This window comes from Streptomyces sp. NPDC003379 (assembly GCF_053589195.1).
This window is the reverse complement of the sequence record NZ_JBSFRK010000010.1, coordinates 123717-147407: the sequence shown is the minus strand read 5'-3', so window position 1 is coordinate 147407 and position 23691 is coordinate 123717. Positions and strand designations below refer to the sequence as shown.

Below are 23691 nucleotides of genomic sequence, written 5' to 3'. Positions count from 1 at the left end.
CGTGAGTGTGAAGCCGTCTCGGCTGAGCACAGCCGTGCATGGCCGGTGAGTGACAGCACAGATCAACACAGATCAGCACAGATCAGCACAGAGGCGGACCGGGGGGAACGTGAGGCACTTTCGCCTGCTCGTCGTGGGTAACGGCGTCTCGGCGTACGGCAGCTACCTGAACATGGTCGCCCTGAACGTCTTCATCTACGAGGTGACCGACAGCGCCCTGGCCGCCGGGCTCTTCATGGCCGTGCGGTTGCTGACCAGCGTCATATCCGGCTTTGTGAGCGGACGGCTGGTCTCGGCGTACGACCGCAAGAGGTTGATGGTCGGCGCCGATCTCACACAGTGCCTCGCCATGGTAGCGCTGCTGATCGCTCCTGCGGGCGGACGGGCCGGGCTTCTGTACGTCCTCGCCGTCGTCACCGGGTTCTGCTCGACCCTCTCGGGCGTCGCCCTGCGCAGCAGCATCCCGGAGATCGTCGGCGGTGAGCTGCGGGTCCGTGCCAACTCGCTGCTCGCGACCGGGCGTTCGCTGGCGATGATCGCCGGGTTCGCCTCGGCGGGTGTCATCGTCGCGGAGCTCGGGTACGTCGCCGCCATCTCCCTCGACGCCGCCTCCTTCGCGGTGTCGGCGAGCGTGCTGCTCGCGCTGCCGATCCGTACGAAGAAGCAGACGTCCGGGGAGGCATCCGGCGAGGTCTCCGGAGGGGCAGCGGGCGCGGGCGAGAAGGCCGGGCGTGGGACGCGTGGTGTCGGGGCGTTGGTGTTGTTGCGTGCCGCTCCCGTCCTCGCCGTCATGATCGCGGTCCGGGCCGCCGACGGCCTCGGGTCGTCGTCGCACAACGTGGCCCTGCCCGTCTACTCCAGCGCCCTCGATCCGTCCCATCCCGCCACGTTCGTCAGCCAGTTCTGGGCCACGTGGGCCATAGGCAACATCGTCATGCAGCAGGTGTGCGGGCGCTGGGCGGGGCGTGGCGGGCGGCAGGGGCCGGGGGAGCGGGCCTTCGCGATCGGGGCCTGTGTGATGTCGGCCGCGTTCATCGTGGTCTTCGCCGGGCTGCCGACGGGCGTGGCCGTCGTGGCCGCCCTGGTGGCGGGCATGGCGGACGGGCTCACCGAGATCGCCTACGTCAGCCGGCTCCAGGCGGCCCCGGACGAGCAGCGCGGCCGGCTCTTCGGCCTGTCGGCCTCCGTCGAGAACACCGGCTTCGGCCTCGGGATGCTGGTCAGCGGCGCGCTTCTCGACCGGTTCAGCCCGCTTCAGGTGGTGGGTCTGCTGCACGGTCTTGCGATCGCGCTGTGCCTCGGGATGTTCGTCGTCCTGGTGCGGTACGGCCGCCGAAGGGACAGGGGCTCGCCCGCGCCCACCGCGCCCGACACGTCCACCGCGCCCACCGCACCCGACCCGGCGGACCGTGATGTGCCGTCCGTCGAGAGTGAGGCCCGATGAGCACCGCCGCCCGTGATGCCGTCGCCGTCGTCGGGATGTCCTTCCGGCTGCCCGGCGCGGACACCCCCGAGGAGTACTGGCGCACCATCCACGACGGCGCCGACCGCGTCCGCCGTTTCACCGAGGCCGAACTCGCCGCCGCGGGCGTGCCCGAGGAGCAGTACCGCGCCGACGACTTCGTCGGGGCGAGCGGCGTACTGGAGGGCATCGCCGGTTTCGACGCGGGCTTCTTCGGGATGAGCGCGCACGAGGCCCGCATCACCGACCCCCAGCACCGGCTGTTCCTGGAGTGCGTGCACCACGCCCTGGAGAACGCCGGGTACGCGGGCGGACAGGGCGGCAATGGGGCCGGTAGCGGTGGCCGCGAGGTAGGCGTCTATGCCAGCACCGGCTACCACCTCTACTCCCTCCAGACCTACCTCCAGAACAACGTCCTGCCGGAGGGCGTCGCGGACTGGGTCGCCGGGCTCCAGATCACCGTCGGCAACTTCACCGACTTCACCGCCAACCGCGTCGCCTACCGCCTGGGTCTGACCGGCCCGGCCGTCAACGTCCAGACGGCGTGCTCCAGTTCGCTGGCGGCCGTGTACCTCGCCGCGCAGTCCGTGGCCTATGGCGAGTGCGACATCGCGGTGGCGGGCGCCACCGCCATCCATGTGCCGCAGGTCCTCGGCTACCAGTACGTCAAGGGTTCCATTCTCTCCAAGAGCGGTTCCCTGCGGCCCTTCGACGCCGACGCGGACGGCACCGTCGGCGGCACCGGCGTGGCGGCCGTCGTACTCAAGCGCCTCGACCGGGCCGTCGCCGACGGCGACCACATCCACGGCGTCATCCGGGGCTGGGGCGTCAACAACGACGGCGCGGACAAGCGGGCGTTCACCGCCCCCAGCGCCGACGGCCAGCGGGGCGCCATCCGGCGCGCCCTGGAGCGGGCGGGCGTCGACGCGGGCACCGTCGGCTACCTGGAGACGCACGGGACCGGCACGTTCAAGGGCGACCCGATCGAGTTCGAGGGCGCCACCGCCGCGTTCCGCGCCGACACCGACCGCACCGGCTACTGCGCGCTCGGCTCGGTCAAGGCCAACATCGGGCACCTGGACGTGTGCTCGGGGCTGGCGAGCCTGATCAAGGCGCTGCTCGTGCTGCGGCACGGCGTCATCCCGCCGATGGCCAACTTCCGCCGCCCCAACCCCGCCCTCGACCTCGCGGCCAGCCCCTTCTACATCCCCGACTCCGCACGGCCCTGGCCGCGCGGCGACGGTCCGCGCCGGGCCTGCGTCAGCTCGTTCGGCGTCGGCGGCACCAACGTCCACGTCGTCCTGGAAGAGGCCCCCGAGCCCGCGCCCCGCCCCGTCGGCGACACCCCACCGCCCCCGGGCATCCTGGTCGTCGCGGGCCACACCGAGGCCGCGCTCGCCGACAACGCCCTCGCCGTCCGCGACCACCTGCGCGCGCACCCCGGCACGCACCCCGCCGACCTCGTGACGACGCTGGCGCTCGGCCGCGCCCACCGCAGGCACCGCCTCGCGGTACGGGGCGACACCGTCGCCGCGCTCACCGGCGCCCTCGACGCCTGGCTCGCGGACCCGCGGCCGGGTGCGAGCGGCACGGACGCGGTCGACACCGGGTTCCTCTTCACGGGGCAGGGCAGCCTCCACCGCGGCACGGCACGCCTCCTCCACGGGCGTTTCACCGTCGTACGAGAGGTCCTGGACGCCTGTGAACGCCAGTACGCCGCACTCACCGGTGGCGACAGCCTGCTGGCCCCGCTGCTCGGGGCGGGGCCCGGTCCTGGAACCGGACCCGGGGCCGAGCCCGTCTGGCCCACCGAGGTGGCGCAGCCCGCGCTCTTCGCCCTGCAGTGCGCGCTCGTGCGCCTGTGGGAAGCGGCCGGGATCGCGCCGCACGTGGTGGCGGGGCACAGCGTGGGGGAGTACGCGGCGCTGTACGCGGCCGGAGCGCTCTCCATGGAGGACGGGCTCCGCCTGACCGCCGGGCGCGGCACGCTGATGCGCCGCCACTGCGCGCCCGGCGCGATGGTCGCGGTGCCGGTCGAAGAGCGCGTGGCGGGGGAACTGGCCGCCGAGGTGCCCGGCATCGAGATCGCCGTCACCAACGGCGTCCGCAGCCAGGTGCTCGCGGGCCCGGTCGCGGCCGTGGAGACCCTCATGGCCCTGCTGGACGGGCGCGGGATCCCGGCGCGGGAGCTGCCGGTGCGGCACGCGTTCCACACCGCCCTGATGGACCCCGTGCTCGACGGGCTGCGCGAGCTGTGCGCCGAGGTGGGGTTCAGGCCGTGCGAGGTGCCGTTCGTGAGCGGCCTCGACGGGCGCACCCGGCCACCCGGCTGGCTCCCGGACGCCGACTACCTCGTACGACAGGCACGTGAGCCGGTGCGGTTCGCCGACGCCCTGCGAGAGATCGGCGCGTCGCACGCGGGCGTGGGCACGCTGCTTGAGCTGGGCCCGCACACCACGCTCAGCGGGCTCGCGCGGCGCGAGCTGCCGGATCGGGCCGCGTATCCGACGCTGCGGCGCGGCGCCGGACTCGGACCGCTCTGGGACGCGGCCGCCGGCCTCTACCGGGGCGGGGCGCCGGTCGACTGGCGGACTTTCATGGGCGGGGCGGGCCGCAGAATTCCCCTGCCCGGCTACCGATTCCAGCACAAGGACTACTGGACAGGGACGGAGAACCATCTTCTCCGGTCCGCACAACCGGCAAGGGATGGGGCCGAAGTGGCACAGGACGAGGCAGGGGCAGCGGTCGAGCGCGTGCTCCAGCACATCATCAAGGTCACCGCGAAGCACCTCAGCTACGACACGAGCGAGATAGCCGAGGACGCGTCCTTCTTCGACCTCGGCGCGGACTCGCTGCAAATGATCGGCGTGCTGCGCGAGTTGGAGGAGGAGCACCGGGTCAAGGTGTCGATGCGGGAGCTCTTCGAGGAGGCGGGCTCGGCGAAGGGGCTCGCACTGATCATCGTACGGAAGATGGGGGGTGTGGGTGTGGGTGTGGGTGTGGGTGCGGGGTCGAGTGCGACGGTGGCGGTGGCCGCGCAGAGCGCGCCATCGGCCCCGGCCCCGGCCCCGGCCGCGCCTGTGCCGCCGGTGCCTGCGCCGTCCATGCCGGTGCCGGTCGTCCCGACGCCCTCCGTGCGTGAGCCGCTTGCGCCCGCTGTGGCCGCCCCCGCCCCGGTCACTGGCCCCGCCCCCGTCGAGTACGCCACTCGCCGCGAAGTCGAGGACCTCGTACGCCAGGTCCACCAGCTCTCCCAGATGCAGCTCCAACTGATGGGCCAGCTCTCTCAACTGCTGGCGGCCCAGACGGCTCAGGCCACCGAGACCACCCGGACCGACCGATGAGCGGCGGCGCCCGGAGTTCCGTCTCCGCGGCGGTCGACCAGGACCTCGCCGCGATGGCCGAGCTCTCGCAGCGCATCGCCCGCCAGATGGGGGCCCCGGCGGCACCCGAGGAGGAGCGGCCCGCGGCCCGGCCCGCCCAGCACGGGCCCCGCCTGGAGGTGCCCCGCGCCTCCGGCATGGTCCGCGGCGGCTCGCCCGACACCCAGCGGGCCCACCTCGACGACCTCGTGCGCCGCTACACCACCAAGACGCCGACGTCGAAGCGGATCGCCCAGCGCTACCGGCGGGTGCTCGCCGACAGCCGGGCGGCGGTCGGGTTCCGCAGCAGCACGAAGGAGATGCTGTACCCCATCGCGGGCCGGCGTGCGCACGGCTCGTGGCTGGAGGACATCGACGGCAACCGCTACGTCGACATCACCATGGGCTTCGGCGTGCTGCTCTTCGGCCACGAGCCCGCCTTCGTCTCCGAAGCGGTACGCGAGCACCTCTCGCGCGGCATCCAGCTCGGCCCCCGCAACGTCGAGACCGGGGAGGCCGCCGAACTGCTCGCCGAGCTGACCGGCATGGAGCGCGTCGCCTTCGCCAACTCCGGTACGGAGGCGAACTCCGCCGCCATCCGCCTCGCCCGCGCCGCCACCGGCCGCTCCCGCATCATCACCTTCGAGGGCTCCTACCACGGCCACAACGACAACGTCCTCGGCCGCTCCCCGCGCACCGGCGGCGAGGGCCTCACCACCGTCCCGATGTCCGCGGGCGTCCCGCACAACGCCGTCGCCGACCTGCTCGTCCTGCCGTACGGCAGCGAGGAGAGCCTCGCCGTCATCGAGCGGCAGGCGGGCGACATCGCGGCGGTCGTCGTCGAGCCGGTGCAGAGCCGCCACCCCTCGCTGCGGCCCGCCGCGTTCGTACGGCGGCTGCGGGAGATCACCCGGCGGCACGGCATCGTGCTGCTCTTCGACGAGATGCTGACCGGCTTCCGCCCCGCGCCGCGCGGCGCCCAGGAGCTCTACGGCGTCACCCCCGACCTCGCCACCTACGGCAAACTGCTCGGCGGCGGCTTCCCCATCGGGGCCATCGCCGGTCGGGCCGACATCATGGACGGCATCGACGGCGGCCACTGGAGCTACGGGGACGACAGCTATCCGGCGGCCGACACGACGTTCTTCGGCGGTACGTACATCCAGCACCCCGTGTCGATGGTCGCCACGCGCGCCGTGCTCGCCCACCTCAAGGAGCACAGCCCGAGGCTCCAGGAGCGGCTGAACGCCCGCACCGACGAGCTGGCGGGCACGCTCAACGCCTTCTTCGAGGCGGAGGAGTTCGCCCTGAGCATGAGCCACTTCGGCTCGATGTTCCGGTTCGAGCACCGCGCGGACATGGAGCTGCTCTACCACCATCTGATGCTGCGCGGCGTCCACGTGTGGGAGTGGCGCAACTTCTTCCTCTCCACCGAACACTCCGACGGTGACGTCGAGTTCATCGTGGACGCGGTGAAGGGCTCGCTGCGGGAGCTGCGCGACGCGGGCTTCTTCCGTACGAAGACGAAGGCGAAGGTGAAGGCGAAGGCGACCCCAGTCACCACAGCAGCGAAGCCCAAGCCTCAAGCCATGGCCTGGAACGGCGCCGCGGCCGCCGCCGCCCCGCGAGCCGAGGTGAAGGCCCCGCCACCCCCCACCCGCCCCCTCGACTTCGGCGTCTACTTCTTCGGCGACTACCCGCAGGACGAGAAGACGGCCCCCGGGCACGGCAAGTACGACCACCTCCTGGAGACCGCCCGTTTCGCCGACCGCAACGGCTTCCACTCCCTGTGGATCCCCGAGCGGCACTTCCACTCCTTCGGCGGCCTCTTCCCCAACCCGGTCGTACTCGCCGCCGCGCTCGCCCGCGAGACCGACCGCATCCGCATCAACGCGGGCTCCGTCGTGCTCCCCCTGCACGACCCGATCCGCGTGGCCGAGGAGTGGTCGATGGTCGACAACCTCTCCGGAGGCCGGATCGGCATCGGCTGCGCCAGCGGCTGGCACTCCAACGACTTCGTCTTCTTCCCCGAACGCTTCGGCTCCCACAAGGAGACGATGTACGAACAGGTCGCGGAGGTGCGGAAGCTGTGGCGCGGCGACGCCGTGCGCCGCACCACCGGCGACGGGGAGAGCGACCTGCGCCTGTTCCCGCGCCCCGTCCAGGACGCCCCGCCCATGTACACGGCCGTCGTCGGCAACCCGGCCTCGTACGAGCTGGCCGCACGCCACGACCTCGGCATCGTCACCAACCTCATGACGCAGGGCGTCGACCAGCTCCGGGAGAACATCGCGCTCTACCGCCGTACGCGCGCCGAGCACGGCCTGGACCCGGACGCGGGGCACGTGGCCGTGCTCCTGCACACCTACCTCGCCGAGGACCACGCGGCGGCGCGCGCCGAGGCCCGCGAGCCGCTGTCGCGGTACATGCGGGCGTCCCTGTCCCTGTTCGGCGGCGTCGCCAACAGCCTGGGCCAGCAGGTCGACCTGTCGGCGATGACGGAGGACGACCTGGACGTCGTATTCCGCCGCGCCTACGACCGCTACTGCGACCAGCGCGCCCTCATCGGCAGCCCCGAGAGCGTGCGGCCGGTCGTGGAGGAGGTGCGTGGCGCGGGCGCCGACGAGGTCGTCGCGCTGGTCGACTTCGGTGTGGAGCCGGCCGCGATGCACGCGGGCCTCGTCCACCTCGACGCGCTGCGCCGCTCCTGCACGGAGGCCGCGCCCGCACCGGCCCCGGCGCCCGACCCCGGCGCGCCCCTGTCGCCCGGCCAGCAGCGGATCTGGTTCCTGGAGCGGATGCTCCCCGGCCGCACCGCGTACAACGAGGTCAAGGCCATCGAGCTGGAAGGCCCGGTCGACGTCGACGCGCTGCGGTCCTCCCTGTGCGCGCTGACCGCGCGGCACGAGCAGCTGCGTACGGTCTTCCGCGAAGTGGCGGGCCAGGCGCGGCAGTTCGCGCGGGCGCCGGGCGAGGTGGACTTCGCGGTCGTCGACGGCACGGCAGGCGGGGGCGGAGCGGTCGCCGACACCCTCAAGGCGGAGAGCGAGCGCCGCTTCGACCTGGCGGAGGGGCCCCTGTTCGTCACCCGCCTCGTCAGGCTGGGCGCCGAGCGGCACGTCCTGGTCCTGTCCCTGCACCACATCGTGATGGACGCGGCGTCGGCCGCCGTACTCGCCCGCGACGTCTCCGCCCTCTACCGCGCGCGGCTCACGGGCGCCCCGGCCGCCGACCTCCCCGACCTCACCCATACGTACGCCGATCACGCCCGCCGCCAGCTCGGCTCCCTCGCCGACCTCGCCGACACGAAGGCGGCGGAGGACCTCGCGTACTGGAAGAAGGCGCTCGACGGCGACCTGCCCGTCCTCGACCTGCCCACCGACCGGCCGAGGCCCGCCGTGATGACGTCGAACGGCCGAGCCCTGTTCCGCACGCTCACCCCCGAACTGTCGGCAGGGGTGAAGAAGTACAGCCGTGAGCGGCGCAGCACCCTCTTCATGACACTGCTCGCCGGATACGCGGCCGCGCTGCGCCGCGTCACCGGCCAGGACGACCTCGTCATCGGCACCCCCATGTCCGACCGCAGGCCCCCGTACGAGGACGTCGTCGGGTTCTTCGTGAACACCCTGGCGCTGCGGATCGACCTCTCCGGGGACCCGGACTTCGGCACGCTCCTCGACCGGGTGCGCGCGGTCGCCCTGGACGCGTACGACCATGCCGACGTGCCCTTCGAGGCGGTCGTCCGGGAGCTGGCACCCGCGCGGGCACTCGACCGGACCCCCGTCTTCCAGACGCTCGCCGAGTTCGAGACCGGCGACCCCTTCCGCTTCGACCTGCCCGGGGTGCGGGCGACCCCGCTCGACTCCGGCCCCGACAAGGCGCTGACCGACCTCAGCGTGTACTTCACCGACCAGCCGGACGGCGTCCGCTGCCACCTGGAGTACAACGCGGACCTGTTCGACGAGGCGACGGTCGACGCGCTCTTCGGTACGTTCCGTGACGTCCTCGCGGAGGCGGTGGGCGGCGGAAGCGCGGTGCCCGACGCGTGGCGGCGCGGGCCCGTACGGCAGCGGACCCGCGCCACCGTGCACTCCCTGGCGTCGCGGTGGGCCGAGGTGGCGCCCGACCGCACCGCCGTGGTCGGCGGCGAACAGACGCTGACGTACCGCGAGTTGGACGAGCGCGCCGAGCGGCTCGCGGCCGTCCTGCGCGGGTCGGCCGGGAGCGGAGCACCGGTCGCCCTCTGGCTGCCGCGCGGCATCGACCTGATCGTCGCCATGCTCGCCGCCCTCAAGTCGGGCCGTGGCTATGTGCCGTTGGACCCCGGCCAGGGCCGGGCCCGCGCCGAGGCGATCCTCGCGGAGAGCGGCGCCCGGGTCCTGGTGGTGAACGGTGACGGGCGGGCGGACGAGCGGCCGACGCCGCCGGAGGGCACCGCGGTGGTGGACGTCGACGCCGTGGCACCCGCCTCCGCCGAGGTCCCGGCGGACGACCCCGACCCCGACCCCGACTCCCTCTGCCTCGCCATCTACACCTCCGGCAGCACCGGCGCCCCCAAGGGCGTGGCCATCCCGCACCGGGCCGTCGTGGACCTGTGCCAGTGGCACCACGAGCGCTTCGGGTTCACCGCGGACGACCGCGCCGCGGCCGTCTGCGGCCAGGGCTTCGACGCCGCCGTGCTGGAGATCTGGCCCGCGCTGACCGCGGGCGCCACGGTCGTCGTCGCCGACGAGACGGTCCGCAAGGACCCGGCCGCGCTGGCCCGCTGGTACGCGGACCACCGGATCACCTTCTCCATCGTGCCGACCGCGCTCGGCGAGGCGGTCCTCGCGCTGCCGGACGACCGGCAGCCGCCGCTGCGGTACCTGCTGCTCGGCGGCGACGTGCTGCGCACCCGGCCGCGCCCCGGCGCTCCGTACGAGACGGTGAACGTGTACGGACCCACCGAGGCGACGGTGCTCTGCACGGCCCACACGGTGGAGCCCTGCGGCACCTCCCGTACTCACGGCACCTCCGAGGCCCCGGCCCCGATCCCGATCGGCCGGCCCGTGGACAACGTCACGCTGCGGGTGCTCGACGCAGGCGGCCGCGAGGTGCCCGCCGGGGAGGTGGGGGAGCTGTACGTCGGCGGGCCCGGCGTGGCCACCGGCTATCTGGGCCGGCCCGACCTGACGGCCGAGCGCTTCGTCCGCGATCCCCTTGGCGGCGCCGAGCCGATGTACCGCACCGGTGACCTGGTGCGCTGGGACGAGGCGGGTGTCCTGGAGTTCCGGGGCCGCTCCGACGACCAGGTGAAGATACGGGGCTTCCGCGTCGAGCCCGAGGAGGTCGCGCGGGCCCTCAACGGTCTGCCGGGGGTCGCCGAAGCGGCCGTCCTGTCCCGCCGCGACCGGCGGGGCGACGCCCGGCTCGTCGCCTACGTCGTCCCGGTGGGGGCGACGGTGGCGATGACGGCACGGTCCCAGGAGCTGGCCGACCGCCTCACGGCGGAACTGGCCGCACGGCTGCCCGACCACCTGGTGCCGCGCGCCTGGGCCGTACTGCCCGCGCTCCCGCTGTCCGCGAACGGCAAGCTGGACCGCGCCGCGCTGCCCGCGCCCTCCCTGACCACCTCGCCCCCGACGACCTCACCCGCCGCCCCCATGCGTTCCGCCCGGCGGCAGGACGTCGAAGCGCGGCTGCGGCAGCTGTGGGCCGAGGAGTTCGAGACCGAGGCGGGCGCGGTCGGCCCCGACGCCTCGTTCTTCGAACTGGGCGGCCACTCCATCACGGCCATCCGCCTCGCCAACAGCGTGCGGGAGGAGTTCGGCGTCGAGTACCCCGTCGCCCGCTTCTACGAGGAGCCCACGCTGCGCGCGATGGCGGCGTACCTTTCGGGCGGGGCGGCGGGCGAAGGCCCGAGCGACGACGTGATCGGCACCGCTCCCGTCACCGCTCAGCAGAGCGCCTTCATCACCCGGCACCTGACCCACCCCCGCCCGCAGATCTACAACGTGGCGATGCGCCTGACCCTCACGGGAGCGCTGGACGTACCGGCCCTGCGCACCGCGCTGACCCAACTGGTCGCGCGCCACGAAGGTCTGCGCACCCGTCTCGTGGAGGACGAGGACGCGGGGGAGTGGCGGCAGGAGGCGTTGCGCCCCCGGCCGGTCGAGCTGCCGGAGGAGGACCTGCTCGCGCGCCACGGCTCGGTGGGCGAGGCGGAGGCGGAGGCGGAGCGCCTGGCGGCGGAGACGGCGGCGGCCCCGTTCGACATACGGGCGGAACTGGCCCCCGCGTTCCGCCTGTTGCGCACCGACCACGACCGCTGGGCGCTGCTCTTCGTCCTGCACCACGCCGCCTGCGACGGCTGGTCGGTCAGCATCCTGCTGCGCGAACTGGCCGCGCTGTACCGGGCGGCGGCCACCGGGGAGCCGCACGGCCTGGCGGACGGCGTACCGCAGCCCGGCGAGTACGCGCGCTGGCAGCGCGAGCGCGGCCGGACCCAGGACAAGAGCCGCCTGGTCGACTACTGGGCCCGGCAGCTGGCGGGCGCCCCCTTCGCCCTGCCGCTGCCACTGGACCGGCCCCGCCCGAAGGAGCTGAGCGGGGCGGGTGACGTGGTGCTGTTCACGGTGGAGCGGTCCGTGCGGGCGGGCGTGGAGGCGGTGGCGCGACGGCACCGTACGACGCCCTTCGTGGTGACGGCGGCGGCCCTGGCACGCATGGTCGCGAAGGTGGCGGACGAGCCGGACGTCGTTCTCGCCATCTCCTTCGCCAACCGCGAGCGGCGGGAGTTCGAGGCGCTCGCGGCCTGCACGGTGTCGTCCTTCACGCTGCGCATTCGCGGCGGCGAGGCCGACTCGTTCGGCGCGCTGGTGGACCAGGTGGCGCGCAGTGCGGTCGAGGCCATCGACCACGCCACGCCGATCCGGGTGGTGGCGGAGGAGCTGCGGGAAGCGCTGGGCACCGAGGTCCCCGACCGGCTGCCGCTCGGCTTCCAGTACCAGAGCTCGCTGGAGACGGACATCGAACTGCCGGGCCTGACCACGGCGGTGGAGGACCTCGCGGTCCCCGGCGCGCGCTCCGAGTTCAACTTCGGTCTGATCCCGACGGGCGACGTCCTCTCCGGCTACCTGGAGTACTCGACCGACCTGTGGGACCGGGCCACGGCCGAGGGGTGGACCACGGCGTACGTCGAGCTCTTGGCCGAGGGTGTCGCGGAAGCGGAAGCGGAAGCGGAAGCGGAAGCGGAAGCGGGGGAGGGCGAGAGCGAGGGCTGAGCGGCCGAATTTGGTCGTGGCATGTCAAGAATCATGGGGGTCTGCCTTGTGACCTCTGGTGGGCTGTGTCTCAATGGGCGACGATCCGGTTGCCTGACTGTCCGTCAGTCGGGCGCCGGGCGGCCGGTATCGTCCCCCCACCCTCTGGCCAACGAAGGCAGGCCCCCCATGCGACACGGCACGTCCCCGTCCCTATTCCCATCCCTGTCCCTGTCCATATTCAGCAGAGGGATCGGCTCGGTCCTGTGCGCCGGCGCACTCGCCGTCGGCGCGCTCGCGATGGCACCCGCGGCCGGGGCGGTGGAGCCGCAGACCGCCACCGTCTCGTTCGACTGCGGATCGTACGGCGCGGGAACGGCGACGCTCACCGCCGCCCAGGACGGCACCGACGCGACCATCGAGGTGTCCACCTCGGCGATCACGGCCCCCATCGACCTCGGCGCGGGCTCCGTCAACTCCACCCTCACCCTCACCAAGAACGGCGCCGGGACCACCGATTTCACCGGCAACTCCAACCCCGCCATCCCCTCGGGCGGCCCCGTCTCCACCGGACCGCTCACCGGGACCGTCGCCGCGGGCGACAGCCTCGAAGGGAAGACCCTGAAGATCGTCGTCTTCGGCATCACCGTGACCTGCAACGCCACGTCGGCGCAGACGCCGGGACCGTTCGTCTTCTGAGGTCTCTTAAGACCTTGATGTCCTGCGGTCCTGAGGTTGCCGCCCGCGCCACCGCCGCCGAAAACCGGTCGCCGCGGGCTTCGCCGGACACTACGGTGCCGGTCATGCTGCCCGAGGTGAACACCGACGAAGAATGTGACCGCGTCATCCCTGATGAAGCGGTCATGCGCCCCGGGGCCGAGGACCTGTGCGCGAGGCTGGGGCTGGCGGGCGAGCCCCTGACGCGCTACCCGGAGGGCTCCGTTCCTGTCTACGCGGTCGGTGGCCGGCATGTCCTGAAGCTCTTCCCCGCGGTGGACGCCGAGGACGCCACCACTGAGGCCCGCGTGCTGACCCACGTCCAGGGCAGGCTGCCGGTCCTCACCCCGCAGATGCACGACGTGGGCGCGTACGAGAACGGCTGGCGCTACGTCCTGATGTCCCGCCTGCCCGGCGAGGGCCTCGCCACCGCCTGGCCGGACATCCCGCGCGCCGACCGGGAGCGGATCATCGCCGAGGCGGCGGAGGCCCTCGCGGCGCTGCACGCGCTGGATCCCGAGCCGCTCACCGACGTCCTCGGGCCCGGCGACTGGGACGCCTTCCTCGCCGGACAGCGTGTCGGCGCGGTGGACCGCCAGCGCGAGCGCTCACTGCCGGAGAGCTGGCTGGAGCAGATCCCCGACTTCCTGGACTCCGTGCCGCTGCCCGCCGACGGGCGCGGTGGGGGCCGCGGTGGGCGCTCCCTGCTGCACACCGAGTTCATGCGCCAGCACCTGGTCGTCGACCGGGCCGACCACTGGCGGCTCACCGGCCTCTTCGACTTCGAGCCCGCGATGATCGGCGACCCGGCGTACGACTTCGTGGGCGTCGGAGTCTTCGTCACCCGGGCCGAGCCGGGACTCCTGCCGCGCTTCATGAAGGAGTACGGAACGACGTACGATCCACGCCAACTCCTCGCGTACACGCTGCTCCACGTGTACAGCCACCTGCCCTGGTACATGCGGGAACTGCCCGATCCGCCCGAGCCGACGCTGGAGGCGCTCGCCGAGACGTGGTTCGGGCAGGGGCTCTGAGCCGGGGCTCCAGTGAGCGGGTGGAGTCCTCAGACAGTCTTCAGGGGGCGGTGCGGGCCCTCCGGGAGGACGACCTCGACCGCGTCGCCGGGGCGGATCTCACCGCCCTGCCGGACCACGCTCATGACGCCCGACTTGTGGGCGACGGCGCCGTCCTTGCCGCGTCCGACGACCTTCTTCATCAGTCCGGCCCGGAAGTCGTCGATCTGGCGGCAGGGGTTGCGCAGCCCCGTGACCTCCACGACGGCGGACCCGCCGATGTGCAGCAGCGCGCCGGTGGGCAGGGCGAGGAGGTCGACGCCGCGCGTGGTGATGTTCTCGCCGAGTTCGCCCGGCGCCACGGTGAAGCCGTCCGCCGCCAGCTCGTCGAAGAGCTCCTCGTGGATGAGGTGGACCTGGCGCAGGTTGGGCTGGTCCGGGTCCTGCCGTACACGGAAGCGGTGCTTGACCTTCTCCCCGGCGTGCACGTCTCCCTCGACGCCGAGCCCGGCGAGCAGTGTGACGCTCTCGCGGTTCGGCTTGCTGAACGAGTACGTCGCGTTGCTGCTGACCGCCGTGACCCTCGCGCCCATCGTGCGTGGCCCTCTTCTCTCCATGACTGCCGTGACGTTCCGTGCCGCCGTTACCGCGCGACCCTAACCCGCCTCAGCCGACCGGGGCCAAGGTCAGATACGTGATCCCGAGCACGGTGCGGTAGCCGCGCAGCCAGCTGGAGCGCTGTGCGTCGACGCTCGTCCGCGTCGCGGCCGCCGACGGGTGGTCCGGGTGTGCGGCGAGCCACTCCTCGGCGTCGCAGCGGTAGCCGGACTCGAACTCCTCCCACTCCTCCTCGCTCGCCGTCTCCACCCACAGCGGGCGGAACCCCGCCTCGATCGCCGCGTCCACCAGATCGCCGAGGAGCAGATGCTCGTCGGCGCGGGCGTCCGGCCACATCGCGGCGAGCTCGCCCTCGGTGGGCGTGCGCTGCCAGAAGCCCTCGCCGAGGAGCACCCGGCCGCCGGGGTTCACCAGGCCGCGCAGCGCGCGCAGGGCCTCGACCGTCGCCACGCGGGGCAGCGCGGCGGCGCTGAGCGCCTGGGTCGCGCCGAGGCAGAGCACGATGTCGGCCGGGCCGCGCGTGGTGTCCGTCGCCGACTCCTCGGCGAAGACGGCCCTGTGGTCCAGGCCGCGTTCCTTGGCGGCGGCGCGGCCGCGTGCCAGGTCGTCGGCCTTGATGTCCACGCCGACGCCGGTGGCGTCCGGCGCGGCTTCGAGGACACGGAGCAGCAGCTCGCCCCAGCCGCAGCCGAGGTCGAGGACCGTACGGGGCCCTGTCGCCGCGAGCCGCTCCACGATGCGCCGCGCGCGGGCTTCGGAGAGGGGGCCGTGGAAGGAGAGACGGGTGAGCCGCGGCGGAAGTCCGGAGTCAGTGGTCATGGCGGGCGACGCTAACCCTTCAACCGCCCTCCCGCACAACGATTTCCGACCGCTCGGCGACGCGGCGCAGATGCGCGGCGAACACGGCCTCCGCGTCCGGGGTGAGGGTGCGCAGCGCGACCATGGCCGTCACGACGACGTCGCAGAGCTCGGCCTGGACGTCGTCCCAGGTGTGGGTGGTGCCCTTGCGCGGGTTCTGGCCGGTCGCGCCGATGACCGCCTGCGCGACCTCGCCGACCTCCTCGGAGAGCTTCAACATGCGGAGCAGGAGCGCCTCTTGAGGCGTGCGTTCATTGTGGGACTCCAGCCAGCCGTGCAGACGGCCGATGGTGTCCCACAGCTCGGGGGGAGTCGTTCATGGCCCGCAGCCTGCCACGGCGACCGGGCCGTGTCCGCTCTAGGCCCCGGACGAGGCGCCCTCGCCCTGCTCGCGGACCTTCTTGTTCCTGGCGCCCAGCGTCACCAGCACCCCCACCGCCGTACCGGCGAGCGCGGCCGGGACCATCCAGCCGCGGTTGAGGGAGTGGCCGAGGGCGTGGTCGGCGGAGTAGCGGCCGGGGCCCGTGACGGCGAGGGCCGCGGAGACCATGCCGAGGAACGCCGGGTACTCGTAGCCGCCGCCCTGGCTGAAGAAGCCGTTCGGCGTGTGCACGGCCGAGGCGCCCGCCATCGCGCCCGCCGCCGCGGAGCCGGCCGCGGGGGTGGCGAGGCCGAGGGCGAGCAGCGTGCCGCCGCCCGCTTCGGCGACCCCCGCGACCATGGCGTTCACCTTGCCGGGCACGTATCCGATGGACTCCATCCAGGCGCCCGTGCCCTGGAGGCCGCCGCCGCCGAACCAGCCGAACAGCTTCTGGGCGCCGTGCGCGGCGAGCACCCCTCCGGTCCCCACGCGCAGCAGCAGCAGCCCGAGGTCGCGTCGGTCCAGGCATGAGCAGGTCATCAGGGCTCCCGGGTCGGTGGGTCGGCTCGCGCCGTACGGTCCTCTCCCACCGTCCGCCGGACCGGCGCCGGGCACCCGGCCCGCGCGGCCGTCCGGGTGAGGGCCCCTGTGCCCTTGGCTTTCCCGGTGGCGGGGCGTTCGGCCCGGTGTGACCGTGGGCCCATGAGCATTCAGGTAAACCGGCTCGGAGACCCCACGGTCCGGGCCTTCGTCGCCGCGGTCAACGCCCACGACAAGGACGCCTTCGAGGCGCTGCTCGCCCCCGGCGCGACCATGTCCGACGACGGTTCCGACCGGAACATCGCCGAGTGGACCGACCGCGAGGTCTTCTCCTCCAACGGCCACATGGACGTCGAATCGGAGTCCGACGCCGGCCGCACCCTCCTTGTCAGCTACCGCAACGACACATGGGGCGAGATGCGGACGAAGTGGTACTTCACGGTCGACGACGCAGGCAAAATCTCCCGCTTCGAAACGGGCCAGGCCTGACGGAGCGGGACGGTGTCCCGCCGTGGACCGGGATGCAGCCGGGCGACGGCCACGGGCCGTGGCGGGAGCCGGGTGTGAGTCGTGGCGGCGTCCGGCCGAGGGCCGCGAAGGGAGCCGGTCGTCGGCTACGGGCCGTCGGGGAGTCCGGGTGGCTGTCGCCGGCCACTGAGCAAGCAGGCCGCGGTCCCTGAAGGCGACGCCTACCGTGGGAGCCGCGTCGCCGTCCCGCTCACCCGTATCCGCTCGTCCCCGTCCCGCAGCGTCACCGTCAGTACGCCGGGGCGGCCCATGTCCTCGCCCTGGTGGAGGGTGAGGACCGATTCGGTGGGGACCAGGGCGAGTTCACGGGCGTACGCGCCGAAGGCCGCCGCTGCCGCGCCCGTGGCCGGGTCCTCCACGACGCCGCCCACCGGGAACGGGTCCCGTGTGTGGAAGACCAGCTCCGAGGCCCGCCACACCAGTTGTACGGTCGTGAGGTCGAGGCACCGCATCAGCGTCTCCAGGCGGGTGAAGTCGTAGTCGAGGTCGGCGAGCCGCGCGCGGGTCGCCGCCGCGAGGACCAGATGGCGGGCGCCCGCGAACGCGACGCGCGGCGGCAGCCCGGCGTCCAGTTCGCCGGCGCCCCAGCCGAGCGCGGCGAGCGCCTCGGTCACGTCGTCCGGCGCGGCCTCCTCGACGTACGGCGCGACACTGGTGAGCGTCGCGCGCACCGTCCCGCCCTCGGCGGAGACGGTCACGGGCACCGCGCCCGCCCGCGTCCCGAAGACGAAGTCACCCGCCCCGTCCCGCTCGGCGAGGGCCACCGCGGCGGCGACGGTGGCGTGCCCGCAGAAGGGGACCTCGGCTCTGGGGCTGAAGTAGCGGACCGTGTAAGGGAGTCCGGCGCGGGCGTCGGCGGGCCTGGTGAGGAACGCCGTCTCGCTGTACCCGAGCTCCGCCGCGATCGCCAGCATCGCCCCGTCGTCGAGCCCGGCCGCGTCGAGGACGACCCCCGCCGGATTGCCGCCCGCGGGATCGGTCGCGAACGCCGTGTAGCGCAGCACCTCGGGAGAGGGGGTGGGGGCGGGGAGGCCGTCGGGGGAGGCGTCGGCTGGGCTCTTCGTCGTCATGTCGCAGGGCAACCGTTCCGCGGCCCGGGTCATTCCCGCGGCCCCAACCGCGGGCCCGTCCACCGCGGAGCGGTCACCCTGCCCCCCTCGGCGGTGGTCAGTGGCAGTTCTTGGTCCCGCGGTCGCTCCGCGTCCAGGAGCAGGAGTCCTGGAGCGAGCCGCTCGGCCTGACCAGGCGGGCCTTGTCGGAGGTGTTGTTCCAGACGTAGCTGCCGCGGCGCCAGTAGCGCACGCCGGAGGCGTCGGTGCCCTTGCCCGTGCGGACCTTGACGGTCTTGCCGGCGCCGATCCGGTAGCTGCCGAAGGTGTAGGTGTAGCCGGTGTTGTCCTTGAGCTTGTAGCCCTTGAGCTGGACCGCGGACCGGCCGCTGTTGTGGATGTTCACCCACTCCGCGTTCAGCGAGGAGTTGGAACGGGTGTCCCGGCCGGGGCTGTCGTACTGGATGTAGCCGAGGTGCAGCCCGCCCTGGTGGCGCGCCGTCGCCGCCGAGGCGGGCGACGCGGCGAGCAGGGACACGGACAGGGCGGTGGCGGCGAGGATCGCGGGGGCCATGGTGCGTATGCGCAAGGAGTGCTCCAAGTGTGAAATTCTCGTGGAGAGGAGCTGAGCATACGGCGCGCACCGCCCTGGATTGAGGCGGTACTTCCTATTCCACTTGGGGAGATCTCGCCCTTGACTTCACCCTCACCCTCGACCTCTCCCTCGACCGCGCCCGCCCTCCGACGTCAGCCCCGCCCGACATACGGCATGTTCGTCGCCATCACCGTCGCGAACTGGACGTTCGCCTCCAACGGCAGCTCCGCCATGTGCCGCACCGTGCGCGCCACGTCCGCGACGTCCATCACCGGCTCGCTCGCCAGCCGGCCGTCGGCCTGGAGGATCCCGGACTGCATGCGCTCGGTCATGTCCGTCGCGGCGTTGCCGATGTCGATCTGCCCGACGGCGATCCGGTACGGGCGTCCGTCCAGGGAGAGGGACTTCGTCAGGCCGGTCAGCGCGTGCTTCGTCGCCGTGTACGCCACCGAGTTCGGGCGCGGGGTGTGGGCCGAGATCGACCCGTTGTTGATGATCCGGCCGCCCTGCGGGTCCTGCTCCTTCATCTGCCGGAAGGCCGCCTGCGCGCACAGGAACGCGCCGTTGAGGTTGGTGTCGACGACGTGGCGCCACGCGTCGTAGGGCAGCTCCTCGACCGGGACGCCGCCGGGACCGAACGTACCGGCGTTGTTGAAGAGCAGGTCCAGGCGCCCGAAGCGCTCGCGTACGGCCGTGAAGAGCGCGGCCACGTCGTCCGGCCACGACACGTCGGTCCGTACGCACAGGACGGCGCCGTCCTTCGCGGAGGCGAGGGAGGCCGTCTCCTCCAGGGTCTCCACGCGGCGGCCCGCGAGCGCCACCGACCAGCCCGCGGCCAGCAGTTCGACGGCGACGGAGCGGCCGATCCCGGAGCCGGCTCCGGTGATCACGGCGGTCTTCGCGACGGTTCCCGACGCGTCGGATGAGGCAGTTCGCTCAGCGTTCATGGCCCCGCAGCGTACGGGAGGGCCGTCCACGCGGACATCATCCGACCGCCATGCGGCTGTTGTGTACGTGACAGGCGGACGTCGTCCCCCGCCACTTACATGCCCCTGACAGCAATCGTCAGGGGAGGGCCACATGACACTCGCAGCCCAGCAGCACTCGCCCGAGCTCAGGGCCGCCGCCCGCCACTTGGGGCGCCGCCGTTTCCTCACCGTCACGGGCGCCGCCGCCGCGCTCGCCTTCGCCACCGAACTGCCCACCGCGGGCGTCGCAGGCGCCGCCGAGCTGGACACCCGCCGCATCAAGGACGACCCCTTCACCCTCGGCGTCGCCTCCGGCGACCCGCTGCCCTCCTCGGTCCTGCTCTGGACCCGGCTCGCCCCCGCCCCCTACGAGCCGGGCGGCGGCCTGCCCAAGAAGCGCGTGCCCGTCCACTGGGAGCTCGCCCACGACGCCCGCTTCCGGCGGATCGCCAGACGAGGCGTGACCACCGCGCACCCCGAGTTCAACCACACCGCGCACGTCGAGGTCGACCACCTGGAGGCGGGCCGCGGCTACTACTTCCGCTTCCGTACGGGCCGCTGGGTCAGCGGGACGGGCCGCACCCGCACCGCGCCCGCGCCGGGCAGCCGCACCGGCGCCCTCACCCTCGCCGCCGTCTCCTGCCAGGCGTACCACGACGGCTACTTCACCGCGTACAAGCACCTGGCGCAGGACGACGTCGACGTCGTCTTCCACCTCGGCGACTACCTCTACGAGTACGCGGTCAACGCGGCCGGCGGCGCCCGCGGCTACACCGACCGGACGCTGCCCGCCCACTACAACAAGGAGACGCAGACCCTGGAGGACTACCGCCTGCGGTACGCGCTCTACAAGTCCGACCCCGACCTGCGCGCCGCGCACGCCGCGCACCCCTTCGTCGTCACCTGGGACGACCACGAGGCCGAGAACAACTACGCCGACGACATCGACGAGAACGGCAACCCGCCCGCCGAGTTCCTGCTGCGCCGCGCCGCCGCCTACCGCGCCTACTGGGAGAACCTGCCGCTGCGCCGCCCGCAGCTGCCGAAGGGCCCCGACGCGCAGCTCTACCGGCGCCTGACGTGGGGCCGCCTCGCCCAGTTCGACATCCTCGACACCCGCCAGTACCGCTCCGACCAGGCGTACGGCGACAAGGCGCACGCCCCGGGCCCCGAGACGGACGACCCGAAGCGCACCATCACCGGCGCCACGCAGGAGCGCTGGCTCATCGACGGCTGGCGGCGCTCGCGCGCCCTGTGGAACGTGGTCCCGCAGCAGGTCACCTTCTCCCAGCGCAAGCTGGACCTCACCGCGAACGCGAAGCTCTCCATGGACGCCTGGGACGGCTACCGCGCCTCACGGCGGCGGGTCCTCGCGGGCGCGAAGGCCGCGGGCCTGGAGAACCTCATGGTCCTCACCGGTGACGTGCACGTCGGCTACGCCTTCGACATCAAGGCCGACTTCGACGACCCGTCGTCCAGGACCGTCGGCACGGAGATCGTCGCGACGTCCATCGCGAGCGGCAAGGACGGCGCGGACAAGCCGGCCAACTGGGACACGTACACCAAGGCCAACCCGCACCTGAAGTTCTACAACGGGCGACGCGGATACGTGACGGTCGCGCTCGGCGCCGACGCGGCACGGGCGGACTTCAAGACGGTCTCGGCGGTCACGACGCCGGGCGCCCCCCTCAAGACGGCGGCGTCCTTCGTGACGGAGGCGGGCGACCCGGGGCTGCGGCCCGCGTAGCCGCCGGTCCGGCCGCTGAGCGCCTCGGCGGCCGGACACACGTCGGTGCTCGCCACCCACCCGGAGCTGCGACCATGGACGGCGTAGCCGATCAACCGGGAGGGGCGCTATGCCTGAGCGCGGGCAGACCACGGAAGAGCAGCACCTGATACCGAAGGCGGCGGAGCCCGAGCGTTCCGTCGCCCTCCGCCGCACCGGGGCCCTGGTCACCCTCGTGCTCGGCGGCCTCACCGCCGTCCCCCCGCTCTCCATGGACATGTACCTCCCGGCCCTGCCGGAGGTCACCGACGCCCTGCACGCCCCCGCCGCGACCGTGCAGCTGACCCTGACCGCCTGCCTGATGGGCATGGCCCTCGGCCAGCTCGTCGTCGGCCCCATGAGCGACAAGTGGGGACGGCGCCGCCCGCTCCTCACCGGCCTGCTCGTCTACATCGTCGCCACCGCGATCTGCGCCTTCGCGCCCACCGCCGAACTCCTCATCGGCTTCCGCCTCCTCCAGGGCCTCGCGGGCGCGGCCGGCATCGTCATCGCCCGCGCCGTCGTCCGCGACCTGTACGACGGCGTGGAGATGGCCCGCTTCTTCTCCACCCTGATGCTGATCTCCGGCGTCGCCCCGGTCGTCGCGCCCCTCATCGGCGGCCAGGTCCTGCGCTTCACCGACTGGCGCGGCATCTTCGTCGTCCTCACCGGCGTCGGCATCGCGCTGACCCTCCTGGTGTGGCGGTGCCTGCCCGAGACCCTCGCCCCCGAGAAGCGGCACAGCGGCGGCACGGTCGAGGCGCTGCACACCATGAGGACGCTCCTCGCCGACCGCGTCTTCACCGGCTACATGATCGCGGGCGGTTTCGCGTTCGCCGCGCTCTTCGCGTACATCTCCGCCTCGCCCTTCGTGATCCAGGAGATCTACGGCGCGTCCCCGCAGACCTTCAGCCTCCTCTTCGGCGTCAACTCCATCGGCCTGATCGCCGTCGGCCAGATCAACGGCAAGATCCTCGTCGGCCGCGTCAGCCTGAACAAGGTGCTCGCGTTCGGCCTGACGACCATCGCCGTCGCCGCGACGGCACTGCTGCTCATGACGGCCGGCGTCTTCGGCGACGCCGGTCTGTTCCCCGTCGCCGCCGGGCTCTTCGTCCTGATGTCGGCGATGGGCCTGGCGATGCCCAACACCCAGTCGCTCGCCCTCACCCGCACCCCGCACGCCGCCGGTTCCGCTTCCGCGCTCCTCGGTACGTCCTCCTTCCTCATCGGCGCCATCGCCTCGCCGCTCGTCGGCATCGCGGGCGAGGACACGGCCGTCCCGATGGCCGTCGTCCAGCTGGTCTGCGCGCTGGCGGCCATCGCCTGCTTCGTGGGACTGTGCCGCCCCTGGCAGCACACGCCCACGGAGGAGGCGGACCACTGAGCGCACCCAGACTTCTGCGCCCCGGCACCCCCGAGCGCGCGGGCCTCGACCCGGACGAGATCGACGGCCTGGTCGCCGAGGTGCGCGGCCTGACGGGCGGGCCGCGCCCGTGGTGCGCGGGCGCCGTGGTGATCGCGGGCCGCGGGCCGGTCATCGCCGCCGAGGAGGCCGTGGGCTGGGCGGTGCGGTACGCCTCCTACGACGCCGAGAGCGACGCCGGTGTCGAGCTGCCCCGCGAATGGCGCGTCCCGACGCGCACGGACACGCCCTTCGACCTGGCCTCGCTCACCAAGCTCTTCACGACCGTCGCCGCCATGCAGCAGCTGGAGCGGGGCACACTCGGCATCGACGCGCTCGTCGGGGCGTACGCCCCCGAGTTCCGGGCCGCCGCCGAGCACGGCATCACGGTCCGCCGGCTGCTCACGCACACCTCCGGGCTACGGCCCGAGCTGCCGCTGTACGACTGCCCGGACGACGCCTCGCGCCTCGCGGCCCTGCGCGCGGAGGCGCCGGCCACCGAGCCCGGCGAGTACGTCTACTCCGACCTGAACATGCTGCTGCTCCAGCACGTCCTGGAGCGCGTCACCCGCCTGCCCCTCGACGTCCTCGTACGCGAGGGCATCACCCGCCCCCTCGGCATGGCCGACACCGGCTTCGGGCCCCGCCCGGACGCCGCCGCCACGGAGGACCAGCGCAAGCCGTGGGCGAAGGCCGACCGCGGGATGCTGCGGGGTGTCGTGCACGACGAGAACGCCTGGGCGCTGGGCGGCGTGGCCGGGCACGCGGGCCTCTTCTCCACCGCGCGTGACCTCGCGGTGTTCTGCCGGACGCTGCTGTGCGGCGGCTCGTACGGCAGGGCCCGCATCCTCGGCCCCGACTTCGTCGAGCTGATGCTGATGGGCGACGGCCTCGGCTTCGGCATCGACCAGCCGTGGTTCATGGGCGAACTGGCGGGGCGCGGCGCGGCGGGCCACACGGGCTTCACGGGGACGTCCCTCGTCCTCGACCCCGCCACGGATACGTTCCTGGTGCTGCTCGCCAATACGGTGCATCCCCGGCGGCGGGCCGGGGACAGCTCCCCTCGTGCGGCGGCGGCCACCCGCTTGGCTCGCGGGGCGCGGATGTAAGGCGCCTGGTGTGATGCGCCCCTCCAGGGGCGCGGGGAACTGCGCGACCGGCCCAATGCGGCCCGCACTCGCCGGACGGCCGCCAGCAGGCAGACGCGATCGC

At 73.1% G+C, this 23691-nt stretch carries 16 protein-coding genes; 9 read left to right on the top strand and 7 right to left on the bottom strand.

Annotated features, from left to right (window positions below; translation table 11 throughout):
• Nucleotides 1–109: 109 nt before the first annotated feature.
• From ACWDVB_RS12110 to ACWDVB_RS12090, 5 genes are all read left to right on the top strand, one after another.
• The gene (locus ACWDVB_RS12110) at nt 110–1444 is read left to right on the top strand and encodes an MFS transporter (RefSeq protein WP_451514554.1); all 1335 of its coding nucleotides are present in this window, start codon (nt 110–112) and stop codon (nt 1442–1444) included.
• Nucleotides 1441–4806: a type I polyketide synthase gene (locus ACWDVB_RS12105; RefSeq protein ID WP_451514553.1), complete on the top strand. Its 3366-nt coding sequence runs from the start codon at nt 1441–1443 to the stop codon at nt 4804–4806. Before ACWDVB_RS12110 ends, ACWDVB_RS12105 begins: the two co-directional genes overlap by 4 nt.
• Entirely contained in the window at nt 4803–12086 is a 7284-nt protein-coding gene (locus ACWDVB_RS12100; protein WP_451514552.1) for a MupA/Atu3671 family FMN-dependent luciferase-like monooxygenase, read from the top strand. Before ACWDVB_RS12105 ends, ACWDVB_RS12100 begins: the two co-directional genes overlap by 4 nt.
• A gap of 279 nt (nt 12087–12365) precedes the next feature.
• Complete coding sequence (locus ACWDVB_RS12095) at nt 12366–12764, top strand: hypothetical protein (RefSeq protein WP_451514626.1); 399 nt, start codon at nt 12366–12368, stop codon at nt 12762–12764.
• A gap of 104 nt (nt 12765–12868) precedes the next feature.
• Nucleotides 12869–13816 carry an aminoglycoside phosphotransferase family protein gene (locus ACWDVB_RS12090; protein ID WP_451514551.1) on the top strand — a complete coding sequence of 316 codons (948 nt, stop codon included), beginning with the start codon at nt 12869–12871 and terminating at the stop codon, nt 13814–13816.
• Nucleotides 13817–13845: 29 nt separating this feature from the next.
• On the opposite strand, the gene ACWDVB_RS12085 is transcribed toward ACWDVB_RS12090, so the two are convergent.
• From ACWDVB_RS12085 to ACWDVB_RS12070, 4 genes are all read right to left on the bottom strand, one after another.
• On the bottom strand, nt 13846–14388 hold the full coding sequence (locus ACWDVB_RS12085; RefSeq protein WP_451514550.1) for an MOSC domain-containing protein: 543 nt from the start codon (nt 14386–14388) through the stop codon (nt 13846–13848).
• 73 nt (nt 14389–14461) lie between these two features.
• On the bottom strand, nt 14462–15232 hold the full coding sequence (locus tag ACWDVB_RS12080) for an SAM-dependent methyltransferase (protein ID WP_451514549.1): 771 nt from the start codon (nt 15230–15232) through the stop codon (nt 14462–14464).
• A gap of 19 nt (nt 15233–15251) precedes the next feature.
• Nucleotides 15252–15572, bottom strand: coding sequence for a MazG-like family protein (locus ACWDVB_RS12075; RefSeq protein ID WP_451514625.1), 321 nt, complete (start codon nt 15570–15572; stop codon nt 15252–15254).
• Between the two features lie 57 nt (nt 15573–15629).
• Nucleotides 15630–16172, bottom strand: a complete 543-nt coding sequence (locus tag ACWDVB_RS12070; RefSeq protein WP_451514548.1) for a DoxX family protein — start codon at nt 16170–16172, stop codon at nt 15630–15632.
• Between the two features lie 162 nt (nt 16173–16334).
• Here ACWDVB_RS12070 and ACWDVB_RS12065 point away from each other — a divergent pair, with 162 nt between their 5' ends.
• Complete coding sequence (locus ACWDVB_RS12065; protein WP_451514547.1) at nt 16335–16661, top strand: nuclear transport factor 2 family protein; 327 nt, start codon at nt 16335–16337, stop codon at nt 16659–16661.
• A 200-nt stretch (nt 16662–16861) separates the two neighbouring features.
• On the opposite strand, the gene ACWDVB_RS12060 is transcribed toward ACWDVB_RS12065, so the two are convergent.
• The 3 genes from ACWDVB_RS12060 to ACWDVB_RS12050 all read right to left on the bottom strand — a co-directional run bounded on the left by ACWDVB_RS12060 (nt 16862) and on the right by ACWDVB_RS12050 (nt 19291).
• Nucleotides 16862–17770, bottom strand: coding sequence for a PhzF family phenazine biosynthesis protein (locus ACWDVB_RS12060; RefSeq protein WP_451514546.1), 909 nt, complete (start codon nt 17768–17770; stop codon nt 16862–16864).
• A gap of 97 nt (nt 17771–17867) precedes the next feature.
• Nucleotides 17868–18338 (bottom strand): lamin tail domain-containing protein, encoded by a 471-nt coding sequence (locus tag ACWDVB_RS12055; protein WP_451514545.1) that lies wholly within the window; start codon nt 18336–18338, stop codon nt 17868–17870.
• 158 nt (nt 18339–18496) lie between these two features.
• Nucleotides 18497–19291: an SDR family oxidoreductase gene (locus tag ACWDVB_RS12050; protein ID WP_451514544.1), complete on the bottom strand. Its 795-nt coding sequence runs from the start codon at nt 19289–19291 to the stop codon at nt 18497–18499.
• A 133-nt stretch (nt 19292–19424) separates the two neighbouring features.
• On the opposite strand from ACWDVB_RS12050, the gene ACWDVB_RS12045 reads away from it, so the two are divergent.
• The 3 genes from ACWDVB_RS12045 (at nt 19425) to ACWDVB_RS12035 (ending at nt 23588) form a co-directional block, all read left to right on the top strand.
• Entirely contained in the window at nt 19425–21059 is a 1635-nt protein-coding gene (locus ACWDVB_RS12045; RefSeq protein WP_451514543.1) for an alkaline phosphatase D family protein, read from the top strand.
• 109 nt (nt 21060–21168) lie between these two features.
• Entirely contained in the window at nt 21169–22461 is a 1293-nt protein-coding gene (locus tag ACWDVB_RS12040; RefSeq protein WP_451514542.1) for a multidrug effflux MFS transporter, read from the top strand.
• The gene (locus tag ACWDVB_RS12035; RefSeq protein WP_451514541.1) at nt 22416–23588 is read left to right on the top strand and encodes a serine hydrolase domain-containing protein; all 1173 of its coding nucleotides are present in this window, start codon (nt 22416–22418) and stop codon (nt 23586–23588) included. Before ACWDVB_RS12040 ends, ACWDVB_RS12035 begins: the two co-directional genes overlap by 46 nt.
• Nucleotides 23589–23691: the final 103 nt, after the last annotated feature.